Genomic DNA, 18,311 nt, shown 5'->3' with positions numbered 1-18,311 from the left:
CCCCGGTGACCGCAAACGCAGAGGTGCAGGCAGTCCTCGACCGCGCCGCCGACGGGGGGCGGATCACCCCGCAAGAGGCGCTCGACCTTTACCGCTCGGCTCCGCTGCACGCGCTGGGGGCCGCGGCCGACGCGGTCCGGCGCCGTCGCTACGCGGGCACCGAGCACATCGCGACGTACATCATCGAACGGAACATCAACTACACCAACGTCTGCGTAACGGCGTGCAAGTTCTGCGCCTTCTACGCCCCTCCCAAGGACACCGCGAAGGGCTGGACCCGCGACCTCGACGACATCCTGCGGCGCTGCGCGGAGACCGTCGAGCTGGGCGGCACGCAGATCATGTTCCAGGGCGGCCACCACCCGGACTACGGGGTGGAGTACTACGAGAAGCACTTCGCGGCCATCAAGCAGGCGTTCCCGCAGCTGGTGATCCACTCGCTGGGGGCGTCCGAGGTCGAACACATGGCGCGGATCTCGGGCGTCTCGGCCGAGGAGGCCATCCGCCGCATCCACGCGGCCGGTCTCGACTCCTTCGCGGGCGCGGGCGCCGAGCTGCTGCCCGAGCGGCCGCGCAAGGCCATCGCGCCGCTGAAGGAGTCCGGTGAGCGCTGGCTGGAGATCATGGAGATCGCCCACAACCTCGGCGTGGAGTCCACCACCACCATGCTGATGGGCACCGGCGAGACCAACGCCGAGCGGATCGAGCACCTCCGCATGATCCGCGACGTACAGGACCGGACGGGCGGCTTCCGCGCCTTCATCCCGTACACCTACCAGCCCGAGAACAACCACCTGAAGGGCCAGACGCAGGCGACGGTCTTCGAGTACCTGCGGATGATCGCCATCGCCCGGCTCTTCCTCGACAACGTGGCGCACATCCAGGGCTCCTGGCTCACCGTCGGCAAGGAGGCCGGTCAGCTGGCGCTGCACTACGGGGCGGACGACCTCGGCTCGGTGATGCTGGAGGAGAACGTGGTCTCCTCGGCGGGCGCCCGCCACCGGTCCAACCGGATGGAGCTGCTCCACCTCATCCGCTCGGCCGGGCGGGTCCCCGCGCAGCGCGCGACGACGTACGAGCACCTGGTGGTGCACGACGACCCGGCGAACGACCCGGTCGACGACCACGTCGTCTCGCACCTGTCCTCGACGGCGATCGACGGTGGCACGGCCCACCCCGAGCTGACGGTGATCCAGGCCTCCTGATGCTCACGCTCCACGCGGCGCCTGTCGTCCGGGTCACCCCCGGCGACGCGGCGCCGCTGCACGACGCCGCCGTCGCGGTCGACGGCGACCGCATCGCGGCCATCGGCCCCCTGGCCGAGCTGCGCGAGACCTATCCGCGGGCGCGGGTGCGGGAGTGGCCCGGGGAGCTCGGCCCGGCCCTGGTCCACGAGGGCCCGGTGCCGGACGCGCCCAGCCCGCGGGAGCGGATCCACGCCCTGCTGCGGCGGGGCGCGACCGCCGTCCTCGCCCACCACCTCGACGACGCCGAGCTGCGCGCGGCCGCCCACCGGGGCGGCCTCGCCGTCCTGGACCGGCCGCGCCCGCCCGCCCTCGCCCCGGCGGGCCGCGCCGACCTGGCCGTCTTCGACGCCGACGGCGCCTGCCTGGCCACGGTGGTGGCCGGGCGGCTGGTGCACCGGCGCCGCTGAGGCACGCCGGGCCCCGGGCGGGGGCGCGGGGCCCGCGAGGTGAACAATGGGGGCGTGAGCCGAGCATCCCTGGACAAGCAGCCGCACGAAGTCGCCGCCATGTTCGACGACGTGGCGGCCAAATACGACCTCACCAACGATGTGCTGTCGCTCGGGCAGGCCCGGCTGTGGCGCAAGGCCGTCGCCCGGGCCGTGGACGCGCGCGCCGGTGAGCGGGTGCTCGACCTCGCCGCCGGTACGGGGACGTCCTCGCTGCCGTTCCGGGAGGCGGGCGCGTACGTGGTGCCGTGCGACTTCTCGCTCGGGATGCTCCGCGAGGGCAAGAAGCGCCATCCGGGGCTGCCGCTGACGGCGGGCGACGCGACCCGGCTGCCCTTCGCCGACGGGGTCTTCGACGCCGTCACGATCTCCTTCGGGCTGCGGAACGTGCAGGACACGCAGGGGGCGCTGGGCGAGATGCTGCGGGTGACCCGGCCCGGCGGACGGATCGTCATCTGCGAGTTCAGCCACCCCACATGGCAGCCGTTCCGCACGGTCTACACCGAGTACCTGATGCGCGCCCTGCCGCCGATCGCGACGTCGGTCAGCAGCAATCCGGACGCGTACGTCTACCTCGCCGAGTCCATCCGCGCCTGGCCGGACCAGCCCGGTCTCGCCGCCCGGCTGCGGTCGGCGGGCTGGGAGCGCCCGGCCTGGCGCAACCTCACCGGCGGCGTGGTGGCCCTCCACCGGGCGTACAAGCCGTAAGGCGGCCGTACCAGCCGTAAGGCGGTCATGGGCGGTCCGGGGGCGGGAGGGACCGCCCTTCGCGAGTGCCGGAGTACCGCCCCCCATAGACTGCAGCTGTCCAGTGCCCGGCGCGACCGGCACGCCGTTACCGAGGCTTGGGGAGACCCCGCGTGAGCGAGACCGCACCCACCGAGAGCGCGTCCTCCGGGATCTCGGAGCGCACCGCCGATGTGATTGTCGTCGGCGCCGGACCGGCCGGCTCCACCACCGCGTACTACCTCGCCAAGGCGGGGCTGGACGTGCTGCTGCTGGAGAAGACGGCCTTCCCGCGCGAGAAGGTGTGCGGTGACGGCCTGACCCCGCGCGCCACCAAGCAGCTCGTGTCCATGGGCATCGACATCTCCGAGGAGGCGGGCTGGCTGCGCAACCGGGGCCTGCGGATCCTCGCCGGCGGGGTGCGGCTCCAGCTCGACTGGCCGGAGCTGGCCGCGTACCCCGACTACGGCCTGGTCCGTAAGCGCGACGACTTCGACGAGCAGCTGGCGCGGCAGGCCCAGAAGGCCGGGGCCCGGCTGTACGAGCGCTGCAACGTGGGCGCCCCGATCATCGACGGGCGCACCGGCCGGATCACCGGGGTCGAGGCCAAGCTGGGCGAGGAGAAGACGCCCGTCACCTTCCACGCCCCCCTGGTGGTCGCCGCCGACGGCAACTCGACCCGGCTCTCGCTCGCCATGGGGCTGCACCGGCGCGAGGACCGTCCGATGGGCGTGGCCGTGCGGACGTACTTCACCTCGCCCCGCCATGACGACGACTACCTGGAGTCCTGGCTGGAGTTGTGGGACCGGCGCGGTGCGGAGGACCGGCTGCTGCCCGGCTACGGCTGGGTCTTCGGCATGGGCGACGGCACGAGCAACGTGGGCCTGGGCGTCCTCAACACCTCGTCCTCCTTCAAGGAGCTCGACTGGCGCGAGGTCCTCAAGGCGTGGTGCGCCTCGATGCCGGAGGAGTGGGGCTACACCCCGGAGAACATGACCGGCCCGATCCGCGGCGCCGCGCTCCCGATGGCCTTCAACCGGCAGCCGCACTACACCCGCGGGCTGCTGCTCGTCGGGGACGCGGGCGGCATGGTCAACCCGTTCAACGGGGAGGGCATCGCCTATGCGATGGAATCCGGGCAGATCGCCGCGGACGTGATCGTCCAGGCCCATGCCCGCGCCACCGCGCCCCAGCGCGAACTGGCCCTCCAGCGCTACCCGAAGGTCCTCAAGGACACCTACGGCGGCTACTACACGCTGGGCCGGGCGTTTGTGAAGCTGATTGGCAACCCGAAGGTCATGAAGCTGGCGACACAGCGCGGGCTGACGCATCCGATGCTGATGCGGTTCACGCTCAAGCTGCTGGCGAATCTGACCGACCCGACGGGCGGCGACGCGATGGACCGCATCATCAACGGCCTCACCAAGGTGACCCCCCGCGCCTGACGGCCCGGTAAGGGCCTCGGCTCGACCGAAGGGCGGCTGGCGCCCCGAAGGGGCGCGGGGCTGCGTCAATATGCGGCTCCGCCGCGGGGCGCGCCCAGCCACGGCGGCGCCCTGAAGGGGCGCGGGGCTGCGTCAATATGCGGCTCCGCCGCGGGGCGCGCCCAGCCACGGCGGCGCCCTGAAGGGGCGCGGGGCTGCGTCAATATGCGGCTCCGCCGCGGGGCGCGCCCAGCCACGGCGGCGCCCTGAAGGGGCGCGGGGCTGCGTCAATATGCGGCTCCGCCGCGGGGCGCGACCAGCCACAGCGGCGCCGCAGCCGACCGACAACGTAGACGTATCGCGGCACTCCCAGCGGAGCGCTTACGCGCCGGGGCCGCCGCTCGCTATGACGCCGAACGGCGCCCGGCCCGCATCCGTCAGCCAGGCCATCCGGCCGATCCCCTCGGCCGACATGGCCGGCATCAGCACCGAGCCGCCCAGGTCCTGCCCCCTGGCCACCACCGCGTCGCAGTCCGACACCTCGAAGTACGGCAGCCACTGCGGCGGTGTCGAATGCCCCTCCTGGAGCTGGGCGACGCCGCCGAAGGAGCCCTCCCGGCCGGCGCCGGACGTCATCAGCACCGTGTACGCCCCGCCGGGGAAGGACATCTCCTCGGTGTCCCAGCCGAAGATCTTGCGGTAGAAGGCGAGGTCCTTCGCGGGATCGGGGGAGTGCAGCTCGGTCCAGCACAGCGTGCCGGGGTCGGTGACCGCGTCCAGCCCCGCCGTCCTGCCGGGCTGCCAGACGGCGAAGCGGGCGCCGCCGGGGTCGGTGAACTGGGCCATCCGCCCTTCCTCGAAGACGTCGAACGGAGCGAGCCGCACCGTGCCGCCCGCCTGCTCGACGGTCTTGGCGGTCGCTTCGGCGTCGGGGGTGTGGAAGTACGGCGTCCAGGCGGAGCGCGCGCCCTCCTCGGTGAGCGGCCCGACGGCCGCGACGGTCTTCCGGTCCAGGGTGAAGAAGCCGTACCCGCCCGCTTCGGGGCCTGCCGACTCGAAGCGCCAGCCCAGCAGGGAGCCGTAGAAGGCCACGGCCGCTTCGGTGTCGGGGGCGCCCAGATCGAGCCAGTTGGGGGCGCCGGGGACGTAATCGGTGGTGAGCATGGGGCGCTCCTTCGACGGTCGGGCGCGAAGGCGCAGGAGAGTTCCGCGGGAGAGTTCTGCCGAGGTTGTCTCGTTCTGTCGGAGACTGCCTCGTTACTCAGTCTGGCACCGGGCACCGACAGCCGCCGCCGGGCTCGACATGACGTCGCCGTGGGGTGGTGGTGACAATGAAGGCAGGGGGCGCCGTGTGCGCCAGCCGCGGCGACGCCGGATCGATGGGGCCCACGGGGCCGGATCCACCGCCGGTGGGCCTGGCAGGAGGTACGCCATGACGAAGGCAGCGGACATCATGCACCCGGGCGCGCAGTGGGTACCGGAGAACGAGACGGTGCTGCGTGCCGCCCAGCTGATGCGGGAACTGGGCGTGGGGGCCCTGCCGGTCAGCGACGCCAACGAGCGGCTGTGCGGCATCGTCACCGACCGCGACATCGTCATCGGATGCATCGCGGAGAGCGCCGACCCCGCGGGGACGCCCGTCGGGGCGCTCACCAAGGGCACCCCGCGCTGGATTCCCGCGGACGCCGATGTCAGGGACGTCCTGCGGGAGATGGAGGAGCACAAGATCCGCAGGCTTCCGGTGATCGACCAGAACAAGCGGCTGGTCGGAATGATCTCCGAGGCGGATCTGGCCCATCACCTCAGTGACGACCTCCTCGGCGAGTTCGTGGAGAAGGTCTACGCGCAGTAGGGCTCGAAAGGGCTCGAATGGGGAAGGTCTGCGCGCGAAAGGGACGTGAGGCCGCCGTCCACCTGAGGCCGCCGCCCACGGTGGGTACGGCGGCCCCAGGGTCCCAAAAATGACCAGCGGGCGTCTTACAGGACGCGCACGGCCCCGGTGGGCATGTCGTAGTCCAGCGGACGCTCGACGATCCCGGTGCTCGGGTTCTGGGCACCGATGAACTTGCCGCCGCCGACGTAGACGCCGACGTGGTACGCGCTGCCGGCGCTGCCCCAGTAGAGCAGGTCGCCCGGCTGGAGGGAGTCCAGCGAGACCGGGGTGCCGGCGGTGGACTGGTCCTGCGAGACCCGCGGCAGGCTCACGCCGACCTGCTTGAAGGCGGCCTGGGTCAGCCCGGAGCAGTCGTAGGAGGACGGACCGCTGGAGCCGAGCACGTACGCCTTGCCCAGCTGCGCCTTCAGGAAGCTGATCAGCGTCGCGGCGTTGCCGGAGGCGTTGCTGACGCTGGCGGTGGTGGAGAGCGTGGTGCGCTCGGCGGAGCGCGACGCCTTCGCCGCCTGGGCCTTGGCCTCGGCCGTGCGCTTGGCGGCGGCCTTACGAGCCGCCTCCCGGGCTTCCTTCGCCTTGCGGTCGGCCTCCGCCTTGGCCTTCTTGGCGGCGGCCTTCGCGTGGGCGGCCGCCTGGTCCTTCTGCGCCTGGAGCTCGTAGTCCGACGCCGCCTGCTGGGTGGCGTCGGCGGTCTGGGCGGCCGTGCTCGCCAGCGTGGCGCTGACGGTCGGCATCTCCAGGGTGGACTCGGCGGGAGCGGCGTTGTTCTCGGTGGCGGAGGCGGGCACGGCGGCACCGGCCACCGCGAGGGTGAGGAAGCCACCGGTCACCCCTGCGCGGAGCGCACGCGTCGACGCGGCACGGCGGGGCTTCCGGTGGCTGGGTATGTGTGCGACTGGGGACATAGGTCACTGGCTACCAGGGCCCTAAGGCCCAGATCAACAAAAGTGGGGTGCGCCACATTTGGCGTGCACACGCCCAAAAACCGGGCCAAATGATCTCCATGGCCCACTCAGTCGGCTTGCCCGAATTTCGCGATCATGTGTCTACGCACGGCATTTGGCGGTCATGCGGAGGTGGCGCGGGACTACCACCGATGCGGCCCGCGTACAAAGGGTTCCCGTGAAATCTAGATCCACAACCCGTCTGGGCGTGGGATACCTCACGCGCTCCGACCCGCTCGTGAACGCGTGCGCGAAGTGCTGATCGCGAGCGCGCGCGAACCGGTGGATCCATCGACCCGGGGCGAAGGTTACTCATGGGGATGGAAGGCGCATATCAGCTCACGCTGTCCAGGGCAAATTTGCATGTATGTACCATGTCTTGGTAAGGGCGCAACGCGCTCACCTGTGATGACGTCTCCGAATGTCACTTCTCGTGGTCGTTCGGATGCTTCGTGTACAAGATCACCGCTCATCCGACTTCATGATCCTTCGTCAGGTGGTGGAGATCACAAAGACGTTGTCGTACCCCGTGTCGCAGATCACAGACCGACGGGCATAGGATGCAGGCGAAACGGGCTTGTGAACTGCCTCACATGTGCGCGATCTTCGTGGGGTGGCGGCATGTCCGTGCGGTCCGCCAAGCAGTCATCGTCGACTGAAGGGAGCGAGGACGGTGAACGCATACGCGCCCATCCTCGTACTGGGAGCCCTCGGGGCAGGTTTTGCGATCTTCTCGGTTTTCATGGCCGCGATCATCGGCCCCAAGCGCTACAACCGGGCCAAGCTCGAAGCCTATGAGTGCGGCATCGAGCCGACTCCGCATCCGGCCGGCGGTGGGCGCTTCCCCATCAAGTACTACCTGACGGCGATGCTCTTCATCGTCTTCGACATCGAGATCGTCTTCCTCTACCCCTGGGCCGTCACCTTCGACGCGCTCGGCCTGTTCGGGCTCGTGGAGATGCTCCTCTTCGTGCTCACCGTCTTCGTCGCCTACGCCTATGTGTGGCGGCGCGGCGGCCTGGAGTGGGACTAACGGGGCTCTAGAGGAGATAGGGGAAACATCGCATGGGTATCGAAGAGAAGCTCCCGAGTGGGTTCCTGCTCACCACCGTGGAACAGGCCGCCGGGCTGGCCCGTAAGTCCTCCGTCTTCCCGGCCACCTTCGGCCTGGCCTGTTGCGCCATCGAAATGATGACCACCGGCGCGGGGCGCTACGACCTCGCGCGCTTCGGCATGGAGGTCTTCCGGGGCTCGCCCCGCCAGGCCGATCTGATGATCGTCGCCGGGCGCGTCAGCCAGAAGATGGCCCCGGTGCTGCGCCAGGTCTACGACCAGATGCCGAACCCGAAGTGGGTCATCTCCATGGGCGTCTGCGCCTCCTCCGGAGGGATGTTCAACAACTACGCGATCGTGCAGGGCGTCGATCACATCGTCCCGGTCGACATCTATCTGCCCGGCTGCCCGCCGCGGCCCGAGATGCTCATGGACTCGATCCTCAAGCTGCACGAGAAGATCCGCGAGGAGAAGCTCGGCGTCAATCGCGAGCGTGCGGCCCGTGAGGCGGAGGAAGCGGCGCTGAAGGCGCTGCCGATGATCGAGATGAAGGGGCTGCTGCGTTGACTGAGGCTAATGGGGTCAACCCGGGGGCCAACGGGGTCAACCCGGACAAGGACCTCAACGCTGAGAACCTCCCCGGCCGCCGCGGCGACCAGGGCGAGCCCATCCGCGTCCAGCGCGGGATGTTCGGCGCCAACAACGGCGGCGACACCACCGGCTACGGCGGTCTTGTGCGCCCCGTACGGCTGCCCGGCCAGGCCACCCGGCCGTACGGGGGCTGGTTCGACGAGGTCGCCGACGAGCTCGAGGGCGCGCTCGAGGAGCAGTCGCTGCTCCCGGAGAACGCGATCGAGAAGACCGTCGTGGACCGCGGCGAGCTGACCTTCCACATCGCCCGGGAGCACCTGCCGAGGGTCGCCCGGACCCTGCGCGACGACCCGGCGCTCCGCTTCGAGCTGTGCACCGGCGTCAGCGGAGTCCACTTCCCCGGCGACAAGGGCCGTGAGCTGCACGCCGTCTACCACCTGCGGTCGATCACCCACGGCCGGATGATCCGGCTGGAGGTGAGCGCTCCTGACAGCGATCCGCACATCCCGTCGATCGTCGATGTCTATCCGACCAACGACTGGCATGAGCGCGAGACCTACGACTTCTTCGGCCTGATCTTCGACGGTCATCCCGCGCTGACGCGGATCATGATGCCCGACGACTGGCAGGGCTTCCCGCAACGCAAGGACTACCCGCTCGGCGGCATCCCCGTCGAGTACAAGGGCGCCCAGATCCCGGCTCCGGACCAGCGGAGGTCGTACAGCTGATGACTGCCCCCCACGCAACGCCTTCCGCCCACCCGTCTCCCGGCCACCACCCCTCATCGGGGCCCTCCGGGCCGCAGCAGTCGACTGCGCGCGAGACCACCGAAGGCACCGTCTACACCGTCACCGGCGGCGACTGGGACGAGGTCGTGGCCGCCCAGGCGAAGGCCGACGACGAGCGGATCATCGTCAACATGGGTCCGCAGCACCCCTCCACCCATGGGGTGCTCCGGCTGATCCTGGAGATCGACGGTGAGACGGTCACCGAGGCCCGCTGCGGAATCGGTTATCTGCACACCGGAATCGAGAAGAACCTCGAATTCCGGAACTGGACGCAGGGCACCACCTTCGTGACGCGCATGGACTATCTGACGCCCTTCTACAACGAGGCGGCGTACTGCCTGGGCGTCGAGAAGCTGCTCGGCATCGAGGACCAGATCCCGGACCGCGCCTCGGTGATCCGGGTGCTGCTGATGGAGCTCAACCGGCTCTCCTCGCACCTGGTGGCCATCGCCACCGGCGGTATGGAGCTCGGCGCGACCACGATCATGATCTACGGCTTCCGGGACCGCGAGCTGATCCTGGACATCTTCGAGCTGATCACCGGCCTGCGGATGAACCACGCGTACATCCGGCCCGGCGGGCTCGCCCAGGACCTGCCGCCGGGGGCGGTCGACCAGATCCGGGCCCTGCTGAAGACGATGCGGAAGAACCTGCCCGAGTACGACAAGCTCGCCACCGGGAACCCGATCTTCAAGGCCCGGCTCCAGGACGTGGGCTACCTCGACCTCGCCGGCTGCATGGCGCTCGGCGTGACCGGCCCGATACTGCGGGCCACCGGGCTGCCGCACGATCTGCGCAAGTCCGATCCGTACTGCGGCTATGACACCTATGACTTCGAGGTGCCGACCGCCGACACCTGCGATGCCTACGGCCGCTTCCTGATCCGGCTGGAGGAGATGCGCCAGTCGCTGCGGATCGTCGAGCAGTGCCTGGAGCGGCTGGAGCCGGGCCCGGTGATGGTCGCGGACAAGAAGATCGCCTGGCCCGCGCAGCTCGCGCTCGGCCCGGACGGCCTCGGCAACTCGCTGGACCACATCAAGAACATCATGGGCACCTCGATGGAGGCCCTGATCCACCACTTCAAGCTGGTGACCGAGGGATTCCGGGTCCCGCCCGGACAGGCGTACGCGGCGATCGAGTCGCCCAAGGGCGAACTGGGCGCCCACGTGGTCAGCGATGGCGGCACCCGCCCGTATCGCGTCCACTTCCGCGACCCGTCCTTCACCAATCTGCAGGCCGTGGCGGCGATGTGCGAGGGCGGCCAGGTCGCCGATGTGATCGTCGCTGTCGCGTCCATCGACCCCGTGATGGGAGGAGTGGACCGGTGACTGATGTCCAGCTGGGGATGCCGGAGCTGCCGGCCCCCGACTACCCGGCCGAGGTGCGCACCCGGCTCGAGGAGGACGCCCGGGAGGTGATCGCCCGCTACCCGGACAGCCGCAGCGCGCTGCTGCCGCTGCTGCACCTGGTGCAGTCCGAGGAGGGCCATGTCACCCGCACCGGCATGCGGTTCTGCGCCGAGATGCTGGGCCTGACCACCGCCGAGGTCACCGCGGTCGCCACCTTCTACACGATGTACCGGCGCAAGCCCTCCGGCGACTACCAGGTGGGGGTCTGCACCAACACCCTGTGCGCGGTGATGGGCGGCGACGCGATCTTCGAGGAGCTGCAGAGCCATCTGGGGGTGGGCAACGGGGAGACCACCGAGGACGGCAAGGTCACCCTGGAGCACATCGAGTGCAACGCGGCCTGCGACTACGCACCCGTGGTGATGGTCAACTGGGAGTTCTTCGACAACCAGACCGTCGAGTCCGCCAAGGCGCTGGTCGACGAGTTGCGGGCAGGCCGGACCGTCGAGCCGACCCGGGGCGCGCCGCTGTGCACGTACAAGGAGACCGCCCGCATCCTGGCCGGCTTCCCCGACGCCCGTCCGGGCGCCGTCGAGGCCGGTGGCTCCGCGGGGCCCGCCTCGCTGGTCGGGCTGCGGCTGGCCAAGGGGGAGGCCGCCCCCGGCCGGGTCGTCTCGCCGAGGTCCGCGGACGCCCCGCAGGACGAGGCGCCGCCGACGCATCCCAGCTCGCATGACGCGCCGCAGCGGACCTCCGCCTCGGATCCGCACCACCCGGCCGGTCCGGTCGCCGAGGAGGGGGAGTGATGACCGTGACAACCGAGATCAATGGGCACAGCCCCGAGAAGCTGCTGGCACCCGTGCTCTCCGCGTTCTGGGACCAGCCCAACTCCTGGTCCCTGCGCACCTATCTGCGGCACGAGGGCTACGAGGGGAGCGCCAAGGCCCTCGCCATGGACCCCGACGCGGTGATCGCGCTGGTGAAGGACGCGGGTCTGCGCGGCCGCGGCGGCGCCGGCTTCCCCACCGGAATGAAGTGGCAGTTCATTCCGCAGGGCGACGGCAAGCCGCACTATCTCGTCGTCAACGCCGATGAGTCGGAACCGGGCACCTGCAAGGACATCCCCCTTCTCTACGCCAATCCGCACTCCCTGATCGAGGGCATGATCATCGCCTGTCATGCCATCCGCTCCGAACACGCCTTCATCTATCTGCGTGGCGAGGTCGTCCCCGTGCTGCGGCGGCTGCACGAGGCCGTGCGCGAGGCGTACGAGGCGGGCTACCTCGGCACGGCGGAACAGCGGCGGCGGAAGCTCGGGGTGGACGGACTGCCCGGTCTCGACATCACCGTGCACGCGGGCGCCGGCGCGTACATCTGTGGTGAGGAGACCGCGCTGCTGGACTCGTTGGAGGGCCGCCGCGGCCAGCCCCGGCTGCGGCCTCCCTTCCCCGCGGTCGCCGGTCTGTACGCGTGCCCCACTGTTGTCAATAACGTCGAATCCATCGCCTCGGTTCCCGCGATCCTCAACAAGGGCAAGGAATGGTTCCGTTCGATGGGCAGCGAGAAGTCCCCGGGCTTCACGCTCTACTCGCTGTCCGGCCATGTGGCCAATCCCGGACAGTACGAGGGCCCGCTCGGGATCACCCTGCGCCAGCTGCTCGACATGAGCGGCGGGATGCGCCCCGGGCACCGGCTGAAGTTCTGGACCCCGGGCGGCTCGTCCACCCCGCTGCTCACCGACGAGCACCTCGACGTCCCGCTGGACTACGAGGGCGTGGGCGCGGCCGGGTCGATGCTGGGCACCAAGGCGCTCCAGTGCTTCGACGAGACCACCTGCGTGGTGCGGGCCGTGACCCGCTGGACCGAGTTCTACGCGCATGAGTCCTGCGGCAAGTGCACACCCTGCCGCGAGGGCACCTACTGGCTGGTCCAGCTGTTGCGCGACCTCGAGGCAGGCAAGGGCCGCAGGGAGGACCTCGACAAGCTGGCGGACATCGCCGACAACATCAACGGCAAGTCCTTCTGCGCCCTCGGCGACGGCGCTGCCAGCCCCATCTTCTCCTCGCTGAAGTACTTCCGCGAGGAGTACGAGCAGCACATCACCGGCGGAGGCTGTCCGTTCGACCCGGCCAAGTCCACCGCCTGGGCCGACGAGCCGCGCTCCACTCACCTGGGGGTGAACGCATGACCGTGACCACCAACGCACCCTCGTCGGGCGGGGAGGCGGCGGTGCCGCGAGAAGATCTGGTCTCCGTCACCATCGACGGAATCGAGATCTCCGTCCCCAAGGGGACGCTGGTCATCCGCGCCGCCGAACTGCTCGGCATCGAGATCCCGCGGTTCTGCGACCATCCGCTCCTCGACCCGGCCGGCGCCTGCCGCCAGTGCATCGTCGAGGTGGAGGGCCAGCGCAAGCCGATGGCCTCCTGCACCATCACCTGCACCGACGGGATGGTGGTCAAGACGCAGCTCACCTCGCCGGTGGCCGAGAAGGCCCAGCGCGGGGTGATGGAGCTGCTGCTGATCAACCACCCGCTGGACTGCCCGGTCTGCGACAAGGGCGGCGAATGCCCGCTGCAGAACCAGGCGATGAGCGCCGGACAGGCCGACAGCCGGTTCGAGGGCCAGAAGCGGACGTTCGCCAAGCCGGTGCCGATCTCTGCCCAGGTGCTGCTGGACCGCGAGCGCTGTGTGCTGTGCGCGCGCTGCACCCGCTTCTCCAACCAGATCGCGGGCGACCCGATGATCGAGCTGCTGGAGCGGGGCGCGCTGCAGCAGGTGGGCACCGGTGAGGGCGACCCGTTCGAATCGTACTTCTCCGGCAACACCATCCAGATCTGCCCGGTGGGCGCCCTGACCTCGGCGGCGTACCGCTTCCGCTCCCGCCCCTTCGACCTGGTCTCCTCTCGAAGCGTGTGCGAGCACTGCGCGGGCGGCTGCGCGACCCGCACCGACCACCGCCGCGGCAAGGTCATGCGGCGGCTGGCGGCGGACGACCCCGAGGTCAACGAGGAGTGGATCTGCGACAAGGGCCGCTTCGGCTTCCGCTACGCCCAGCTGCCCGAGCGGCTCACCACTCCGCTGGTGCGCGACCGCGAGACGGGGAAGCTGGAGCCGGCGAGCTGGCCCGAGGCGCTGGACGCGGCGGCCGAGGGGCTCAGCATGGCGCGCGGCCGCACCGGCGTGCTCACCGGCGGCCGGCTGACCGTCGAGGACGCCTACGCCTACGCGAAGTTCGCGCGGCTCGCCCTGGACACCAACGACATCGACTTCCGGGCCCGTCTCCACAGCGACGAGGAGGCCGACTTCCTGGCCACTCACATCGCGGGCCGGGGGCGTGACCTGAACGGCGGCGGACTCACCTACACCGCGCTGGAGAAGGCCCCGGCCGTGCTGCTGGTCGGCTTCGAGGCCGAGGAGGAGTCGCCCGGCGTCTTCCTGCGGCTGCGCAAGGCGCACCGCAAGCACGGACAGCGCACCTTCTCGCTGGCCACCCACGCCACCCGGGGCCTCGAGAAGGCGGGCGGCACCCTGCTGCCGGCCGCCCCGGGCACCGAGACCGAGTGGCTGGACGCCATCGCGGGCCGCACCGGTCTGGACGCGGACGGGGAGCGGGCCGCCGAGGCGCTGCGCGAAGAGGGCGCAGTGATCATCGTCGGCGAGCGGCTGGCGTCCGTGGCGGGCGGGCTCACCGCCGCCGTACGGGCCGCCGCCGCCACCGGCGCCACGCTCGCCTGGATCCCGCGCCGGGCGGGGGAGCGGGGCGCGATCGAGGCGGGGGCGCTGCCCGGGCTGCTGCCCGGCGGCCGCCCGGCCCACGATCCGCGGGCCCGCGAGGAGGTCTCCTCCGTCTGGGGCACCAACGACCTGCCGCACCAGGTGGGCCGGGACACCGGCCAGATCATCGAGGCCGCGGCGGTCGGCGGGCTCGGCGCGCTGCTGGTCGCGGGGGTCGAGGTCGCCGATCTGCCCGATCCGGCGCGGGCCCTGGAGGCCCTGGACGCCGTGGACTTCGTGGTCAGCCTGGAGCAGCGGCCCTCGGAGGTCACCGAGCGGGCCGATGTGGTGCTGCCGGTCGCGGCGGTCGTCGAGAAGGCCGGCACCTTCCTCAACTGGGAGGGCCGGGCCCGGCCGTTCGAGGCGGCGCTCAAGCCCGACCAGATGACCCGCCGCCACACCCTCCCGGACGCCCGGGTGCTGCACATGCTGGCCGACGCGCTGGACGCGCCCCTGGGCCTGCCGGACGTCGAGGCCGTACGCGCCGAGATGACCCGGCTGGGCACCTGGCAGGGCCCGCGCGCCACCGCCGCGCTGGAGACGGGCGGTCCGCTGCCGCGGCCGGCCGAGGGCGAGGCGGTGCTCGCCGGACATCGGCTGCTGCTCGACCAGGGCCGGCTCCAGGACGGCGATCCGGCGCTGGCCGGGACCCGCCACGCGGCCGTGGCCCGGCTGTCGGCGGCCACGGCGGGCGAGGCCGGGGTCGAGGACGGCCGGCTCGTCCGGGTCACCGGCCCGGCCGGCTCGGTCCAACTGCCGCTGAGCGTCACCGCGATGCCCGACCGGGTGGTCTGGCTGCCGCTGGCCTCCGTCGGCGGCGGCGTCCAGCGCGATCTGGGCGCCCGCCCCGGCGATGTCGTGACGATCACTGCCCCCGCGACGGAGGTGACCCAGTGAGGTATCTCGCCGCAGAGGACCTGTCGATGTTCGGCCGCGACCCGTGGTGGCTGATCCTGATCAAGGCCGTCTTCTGCTTCGCGTTCCTGATGGTGACGGTGCTCATCTCCATCGTGATGGAGCGCAAGGTGGTCGGCTGGATGCAGCTGCGCATCGGGCCCAACCGCCACGGCCCCTGGGGCATGCTGCAGTCCCTCGCGGACGGCGTGAAGCTGATGCTCAAGGAGGACGTGGTCGTCAAGGGCGCGGACAAGGTGGTCTACGTCCTGGCGCCGGTCGTCGCGGCCATCCCCGCCTTCATGGCGGTCGCGGTGATGCCGTTCGGCCCGGAGGTCTCGGTCTTCGGGCACCGCACCGCGATGCAGCTGACCGATCTGCCGATCGCCGTCCTCTACATCCTCGCCACCGCCTCGGTCGGCATCTACGGCATCGTGCTGGCGGGCTGGTCCTCCGGATCGACGTATCCGCTCCTGGGGGGCCTGCGCTCCTGCGCCCAGATGATCAGCTACGAGATCGCGATGGGGCTCTCCTTCGCGGCCGTCTTCCTCTACTCCGGGTCGATGTCGACCTCGCAGATCGTCGAATCGCAGCAGGACCGCTGGTACGCGGTGCTGCTGCCGGTCTCGTTCCTCATCTACATCGTCTCGATGATCGGTGAGACCAACCGGGCGCCGTTCGACATGCCGGAGTCCGAGGGCGACCTGGTCGGCGGCTTCAACACCGAGTACTCCTCGATCAAGTTCGCGATGTTCATGCTCGCCGAGTACATCAACATGGTCACCGTCTCGATGGTCGCCGTCACCCTCTTCCTCGGCGGCTGGCGGGCGCCCTGGCCGATCAGCACCTTCTGGGAAGGCGCCAACCACGGCTGGTGGCCGCTGCTGTGGTTCGTCGCCAAGGTCGTGACATCGCTGTTCGTCTTCATCTGGGTGCGCGGCACGCTTCCGCGCGTGCGCTACGACCAGTTCATGAAGCTGGGCTGGAAGGTGCTCATCCCGATCTCGATGGTCTGGCTGATGCTGGTCGCCACCGTCCGGGCGCTGCGCAACGAGAACTACGACTACCAGGACATCGTGCTCTACGTGGGCGGCGCGGTGATCGCGCTGCTGCTGCTGTCCTTCGTGGTCGACTTTTTCCGCGACCGCTCGGCGCAGGCCGAGACCGGAGCGGAACAGGGACCGGAGCCCGCCTTCGACCCGATGGCGGGAGGTTTCCCGGTGCCACCGCTGCCCGGCCAGACCTTGCCGCCCGTCCCCCGCCGACGTCCGCGCACCGAGCGTGAGTTGATTGTCAGTGGTGGCCCCGACACTGTCAGTGACGGAAAGGAGGCCGACGGTGTCTGACTTCCAGAATCCGGTGGCCGGCTTCGGCGTGACCTTCAAGGCCATGTTCAAGAAGCGGCTCACCGAACAGTACCCAGAGGTGAAGAAGCCCACCGCGCCCCGCTTCCACGGACGCCACCAGCTCAACCGGCACCCGGACGGGCTGGAGAAGTGCGTCGGCTGCGAGCTGTGCGCCTGGGCCTGCCCCGCCGACGCGATCTATGTGGAGGGCGCGGACAACACCGACGAGGAGCGCTACTCCCCGGGCGAGCGCTACGGCCGCGTCTACCAGATCAACTATCTGCGCTGCATCCTGTGCGGCCTGTGCGTCGAGGCGTGCCCCACCCGGGCGCTCACCATGACCAATGAGTACGAGCTCGCCGACCGCACCCGCGAATCGCTCATCTACACCAAGGAGGAGCTGCTCGCGGGCCTCGAGGACGGGATGGTCGACACCCCGCACGCCATCTACCCCGGCACCGACGAGCAGGACTACTACCGGGGTCTGGTGACCGAGGCCGCGCCCGGCACCACCGTGCAGGCCGCGGTCAGCAAGGGCGAGACCCTGTCCGACCAGGCCGCGGGGAACGAGGAGTCGCAGGACCGGCAGCAGGGGGTGCAGGCATGAGCGGCGGCGCTCTGGCCGCGGCGGCCTCCACCACCTCCACCGGTGAGGCCCTCCAGTTCTGGGTGCTCGGCACCGTCGCCGTGATCGGCGCGCTGTGCACGATCCTGATGCGCAAGGCCGTGCACAGCGCCCTGTGCCTCGCGGGCACCATGATCATCCTGGCGGTCTTCTACCTCGCCAACGGCGCGTACTTCCTGGGCGTCGTCCAGATCGTCGTCTACACCGGCGCGATCATGATGCTCTTCCTCTTCGTGGTGATGCTGGTCGGTGTCACCGCCGCCGACTCCCTCAAGGAGACCCTGAAGGGGCAGCGCTGGCTCGCCGCCCTCTGCGGGCTCGGCTTCGGCATCCTGCTGTGCGCCGGGATCGGGAACGCCTCGCTGAAGACGTGGAACGGCCTGGGCCAGGCCAACTCCGGCGGCAATGTGGAGGGCCTGGCGGCCCTGGTCTTCACCAAGTACGTCTTCGCCTTCGAGATCACCGGCGCGCTGCTGATCACCGCGGCGGTCGGCGCGATGGTGCTGACCCACCGCGAGCGCACCGAGCGGGCCCGCACCCAGCGCGAGCAGTCCGAGGCGCGGGTGCGCACCGGCCGGAACGTGCCGCCGCTGCCGGCGCCCGGTGTGTACGCGCGGCACAACGCGGTGGACATCCCCGGTCTGCTGCCCGACGGCACCCCGTCCGACCTCACCGTCAACGCCACGCTGCGCGGCCGCGGTCAGATCCGGGACGTCTCCCGCGAGGCACTGGCCGAGCTGGCGGCGCTGGAGCAGCGCTCGCAGCGCTGGCTGGGCCGGAAGGGCAACGGGACCGGCAAGCCGTCCGGGGGCGCCGGGGAGCCGGGCACGTCCGAGAACGGCGAAAACGGCGAGAACGGCGAGAACGCGGGCAGTGCGCCGAATCCGAGGGGAGTCGCCAAGTGAATCCGGTCAACTACCTCTACCTGGCCGCCCTGTTGTTCACCATTGGTGCGGCCGGCGTCGTCATCAGGCGGAACGCGATCGTCCTCTTCATGTGCGTCGAGCTGATGCTGAACGCGTGCAACCTGGCGTTCGTCACCTTCTCCCGGCTGCACGGCAATCTCGACGGCCAGATCATCGCCTTCTTCACGATGGTCGTGGCCGCGGCGGAGGTCGTGGTCGGTCTCGCGATCATCGTGACCATCTTCCGCTCCCGCCACTCGGCCTCGGTCGACGACGCCAGCCTGATGAAGCTCTAGAAGGGGTCG

Annotated in this window: 18 protein-coding genes; 16 read left to right on the top strand and 2 right to left on the bottom strand. The window is 70.4% G+C overall.

Annotated features, from left to right (window positions below):
* Positions 1–5 precede the first annotated feature (5 nt).
* From mqnC to IEJ02_RS29195, 4 genes are all read left to right on the top strand, one after another.
* Positions 6–1,205 carry a cyclic dehypoxanthinyl futalosine synthase gene (gene mqnC, locus IEJ02_RS29210; protein WP_191067566.1) on the top strand — a complete coding sequence of 400 codons (1,200 nt, stop codon included), beginning with the start codon at positions 6–8 and terminating at the stop codon, positions 1,203–1,205.
* Positions 1,205–1,654: an imidazolonepropionase-like domain-containing protein gene (locus IEJ02_RS29205; RefSeq protein ID WP_191067565.1), complete on the top strand. Its 450-nt coding sequence runs from the start codon at positions 1,205–1,207 to the stop codon at positions 1,652–1,654. Before mqnC ends, IEJ02_RS29205 begins: the two co-directional genes overlap by 1 nt.
* Before the next feature lie 54 nt (positions 1,655–1,708).
* The gene (locus tag IEJ02_RS29200; RefSeq protein WP_191067564.1) at positions 1,709–2,401 is read left to right on the top strand and encodes a demethylmenaquinone methyltransferase; all 693 of its coding nucleotides are present in this window, start codon (positions 1,709–1,711) and stop codon (positions 2,399–2,401) included.
* Between the two features lie 152 nt (positions 2,402–2,553).
* Positions 2,554–3,864, top strand: a complete 1,311-nt coding sequence (locus IEJ02_RS29195; protein ID WP_275559700.1) for a geranylgeranyl reductase family protein — start codon at positions 2,554–2,556, stop codon at positions 3,862–3,864.
* Between the two features lie 360 nt (positions 3,865–4,224).
* On the opposite strand, the gene IEJ02_RS29190 is transcribed toward IEJ02_RS29195, so the two are convergent.
* Positions 4,225–5,007 (bottom strand): VOC family protein, encoded by a 783-nt coding sequence (locus IEJ02_RS29190; RefSeq protein ID WP_191067563.1) that lies wholly within the window; start codon positions 5,005–5,007, stop codon positions 4,225–4,227.
* 268 nt (positions 5,008–5,275) lie between these two features.
* Here IEJ02_RS29190 and IEJ02_RS29185 point away from each other — a divergent pair, with 268 nt between their 5' ends.
* Positions 5,276–5,695, top strand: a complete 420-nt coding sequence (locus IEJ02_RS29185) for a CBS domain-containing protein (protein ID WP_191067562.1) — start codon at positions 5,276–5,278, stop codon at positions 5,693–5,695.
* A 125-nt stretch (positions 5,696–5,820) separates the two neighbouring features.
* On the opposite strand, the gene IEJ02_RS29180 is transcribed toward IEJ02_RS29185, so the two are convergent.
* Positions 5,821–6,639: a C40 family peptidase gene (locus tag IEJ02_RS29180; protein WP_191067561.1), complete on the bottom strand. Its 819-nt coding sequence runs from the start codon at positions 6,637–6,639 to the stop codon at positions 5,821–5,823.
* A gap of 712 nt (positions 6,640–7,351) precedes the next feature.
* On the opposite strand from IEJ02_RS29180, the gene IEJ02_RS29175 reads away from it, so the two are divergent.
* Genes IEJ02_RS29175 through nuoK form a run of 11 tightly spaced genes read left to right on the top strand, consistent with a single transcriptional unit; the run spans position 7,352 to position 18,302 of the window.
* Entirely contained in the window at positions 7,352–7,711 is a 360-nt protein-coding gene (locus IEJ02_RS29175) for an NADH-quinone oxidoreductase subunit A (protein ID WP_020869381.1), read from the top strand.
* A 32-nt stretch (positions 7,712–7,743) separates the two neighbouring features.
* Entirely contained in the window at positions 7,744–8,298 is a 555-nt protein-coding gene (locus IEJ02_RS29170) for a NuoB/complex I 20 kDa subunit family protein (protein WP_020869380.1), read from the top strand.
* Positions 8,295–9,050, top strand: a complete 756-nt coding sequence (locus IEJ02_RS29165; RefSeq protein ID WP_191067560.1) for an NADH-quinone oxidoreductase subunit C — start codon at positions 8,295–8,297, stop codon at positions 9,048–9,050. The genes IEJ02_RS29170 and IEJ02_RS29165 overlap by 4 nt, the downstream gene beginning before the upstream one ends.
* Complete coding sequence (locus IEJ02_RS29160) at positions 9,050–10,438, top strand: NADH-quinone oxidoreductase subunit D (protein WP_191067559.1); 1,389 nt, start codon at positions 9,050–9,052, stop codon at positions 10,436–10,438. The genes IEJ02_RS29165 and IEJ02_RS29160 overlap by 1 nt, the downstream gene beginning before the upstream one ends.
* Positions 10,439–10,455: 17 nt before the next feature.
* Positions 10,456–11,265, top strand: coding sequence for an NADH-quinone oxidoreductase subunit NuoE (nuoE, locus tag IEJ02_RS29155; protein ID WP_191067614.1), 810 nt, complete (start codon positions 10,456–10,458; stop codon positions 11,263–11,265).
* Entirely contained in the window at positions 11,265–12,647 is a 1,383-nt protein-coding gene (nuoF, locus tag IEJ02_RS29150) for an NADH-quinone oxidoreductase subunit NuoF (RefSeq protein ID WP_191067558.1), read from the top strand. The genes nuoE and nuoF overlap by 1 nt, the downstream gene beginning before the upstream one ends.
* Positions 12,644–15,133: an NADH-quinone oxidoreductase subunit G gene (locus tag IEJ02_RS29145; RefSeq protein WP_191067557.1), complete on the top strand. Its 2,490-nt coding sequence runs from the start codon at positions 12,644–12,646 to the stop codon at positions 15,131–15,133. The genes nuoF and IEJ02_RS29145 overlap by 4 nt, the downstream gene beginning before the upstream one ends.
* A gap of 26 nt (positions 15,134–15,159) precedes the next feature.
* Complete coding sequence (gene nuoH / locus IEJ02_RS29140) at positions 15,160–16,476, top strand: NADH-quinone oxidoreductase subunit NuoH (RefSeq protein WP_223864605.1); 1,317 nt, start codon at positions 15,160–15,162, stop codon at positions 16,474–16,476.
* Positions 16,469–17,083: an NADH-quinone oxidoreductase subunit NuoI gene (nuoI, locus tag IEJ02_RS29135; RefSeq protein WP_275559704.1), complete on the top strand. Its 615-nt coding sequence runs from the start codon at positions 16,469–16,471 to the stop codon at positions 17,081–17,083. Before nuoH ends, nuoI begins: the two co-directional genes overlap by 8 nt.
* Positions 17,080–18,006: an NADH-quinone oxidoreductase subunit J gene (locus IEJ02_RS29130; protein ID WP_137979023.1), complete on the top strand. Its 927-nt coding sequence runs from the start codon at positions 17,080–17,082 to the stop codon at positions 18,004–18,006. Before nuoI ends, IEJ02_RS29130 begins: the two co-directional genes overlap by 4 nt.
* Positions 18,003–18,302, top strand: a complete 300-nt coding sequence (nuoK, locus tag IEJ02_RS29125; protein WP_046084223.1) for an NADH-quinone oxidoreductase subunit NuoK — start codon at positions 18,003–18,005, stop codon at positions 18,300–18,302. Before IEJ02_RS29130 ends, nuoK begins: the two co-directional genes overlap by 4 nt.
* Positions 18,303–18,311: the final 9 nt, after the last annotated feature.

Source organism: Streptomyces sp. 5-10 (genome assembly GCF_014712245.1).
GTDB lineage: Bacteria > Actinomycetota > Actinomycetes > Streptomycetales > Streptomycetaceae > Streptomyces > Streptomyces violaceusniger.
The sequence above is the reverse complement of the archived record's forward strand: the minus strand, read 5'-3'. Positions and strand labels throughout refer to the sequence as shown.

What these genes read in the sequence shown, in the direction of transcription:
- IEJ02_RS29180 (WP_191067561.1), bottom strand. Translation starts at nt 6,639, where the DNA reads ATGTCCCCAGTCGCACACATACCCAGCCACCGGAAGCCCCGCCGTGCC.
- IEJ02_RS29190 (WP_191067563.1), bottom strand. Translation starts at nt 5,007, where the DNA reads ATGCTCACCACCGATTACGTCCCCGGCGCCCCCAACTGGCTCGATCTG.
- nuoF (WP_191067558.1), top strand. Translation starts at nt 11,265, where the DNA reads ATGACCGTGACAACCGAGATCAATGGGCACAGCCCCGAGAAGCTGCTG.
- IEJ02_RS29170 (WP_020869380.1), top strand. Translation starts at nt 7,744, where the DNA reads ATGGGTATCGAAGAGAAGCTCCCGAGTGGGTTCCTGCTCACCACCGTG.
- nuoE (WP_191067614.1), top strand. Translation starts at nt 10,456, where the DNA reads ATGCCGGAGCTGCCGGCCCCCGACTACCCGGCCGAGGTGCGCACCCGG.
- nuoH (WP_223864605.1), top strand. Translation starts at nt 15,160, where the DNA reads ATGTTCGGCCGCGACCCGTGGTGGCTGATCCTGATCAAGGCCGTCTTC.
- IEJ02_RS29145 (WP_191067557.1), top strand. Translation starts at nt 12,644, where the DNA reads ATGACCGTGACCACCAACGCACCCTCGTCGGGCGGGGAGGCGGCGGTG.
- IEJ02_RS29130 (WP_137979023.1), top strand. Translation starts at nt 17,080, where the DNA reads ATGAGCGGCGGCGCTCTGGCCGCGGCGGCCTCCACCACCTCCACCGGT.
- IEJ02_RS29160 (WP_191067559.1), top strand. Translation starts at nt 9,050, where the DNA reads ATGACTGCCCCCCACGCAACGCCTTCCGCCCACCCGTCTCCCGGCCAC.
- IEJ02_RS29205 (WP_191067565.1), top strand. Translation starts at nt 1,205, where the DNA reads ATGCTCACGCTCCACGCGGCGCCTGTCGTCCGGGTCACCCCCGGCGAC.
- IEJ02_RS29185 (WP_191067562.1), top strand. Translation starts at nt 5,276, where the DNA reads ATGACGAAGGCAGCGGACATCATGCACCCGGGCGCGCAGTGGGTACCG.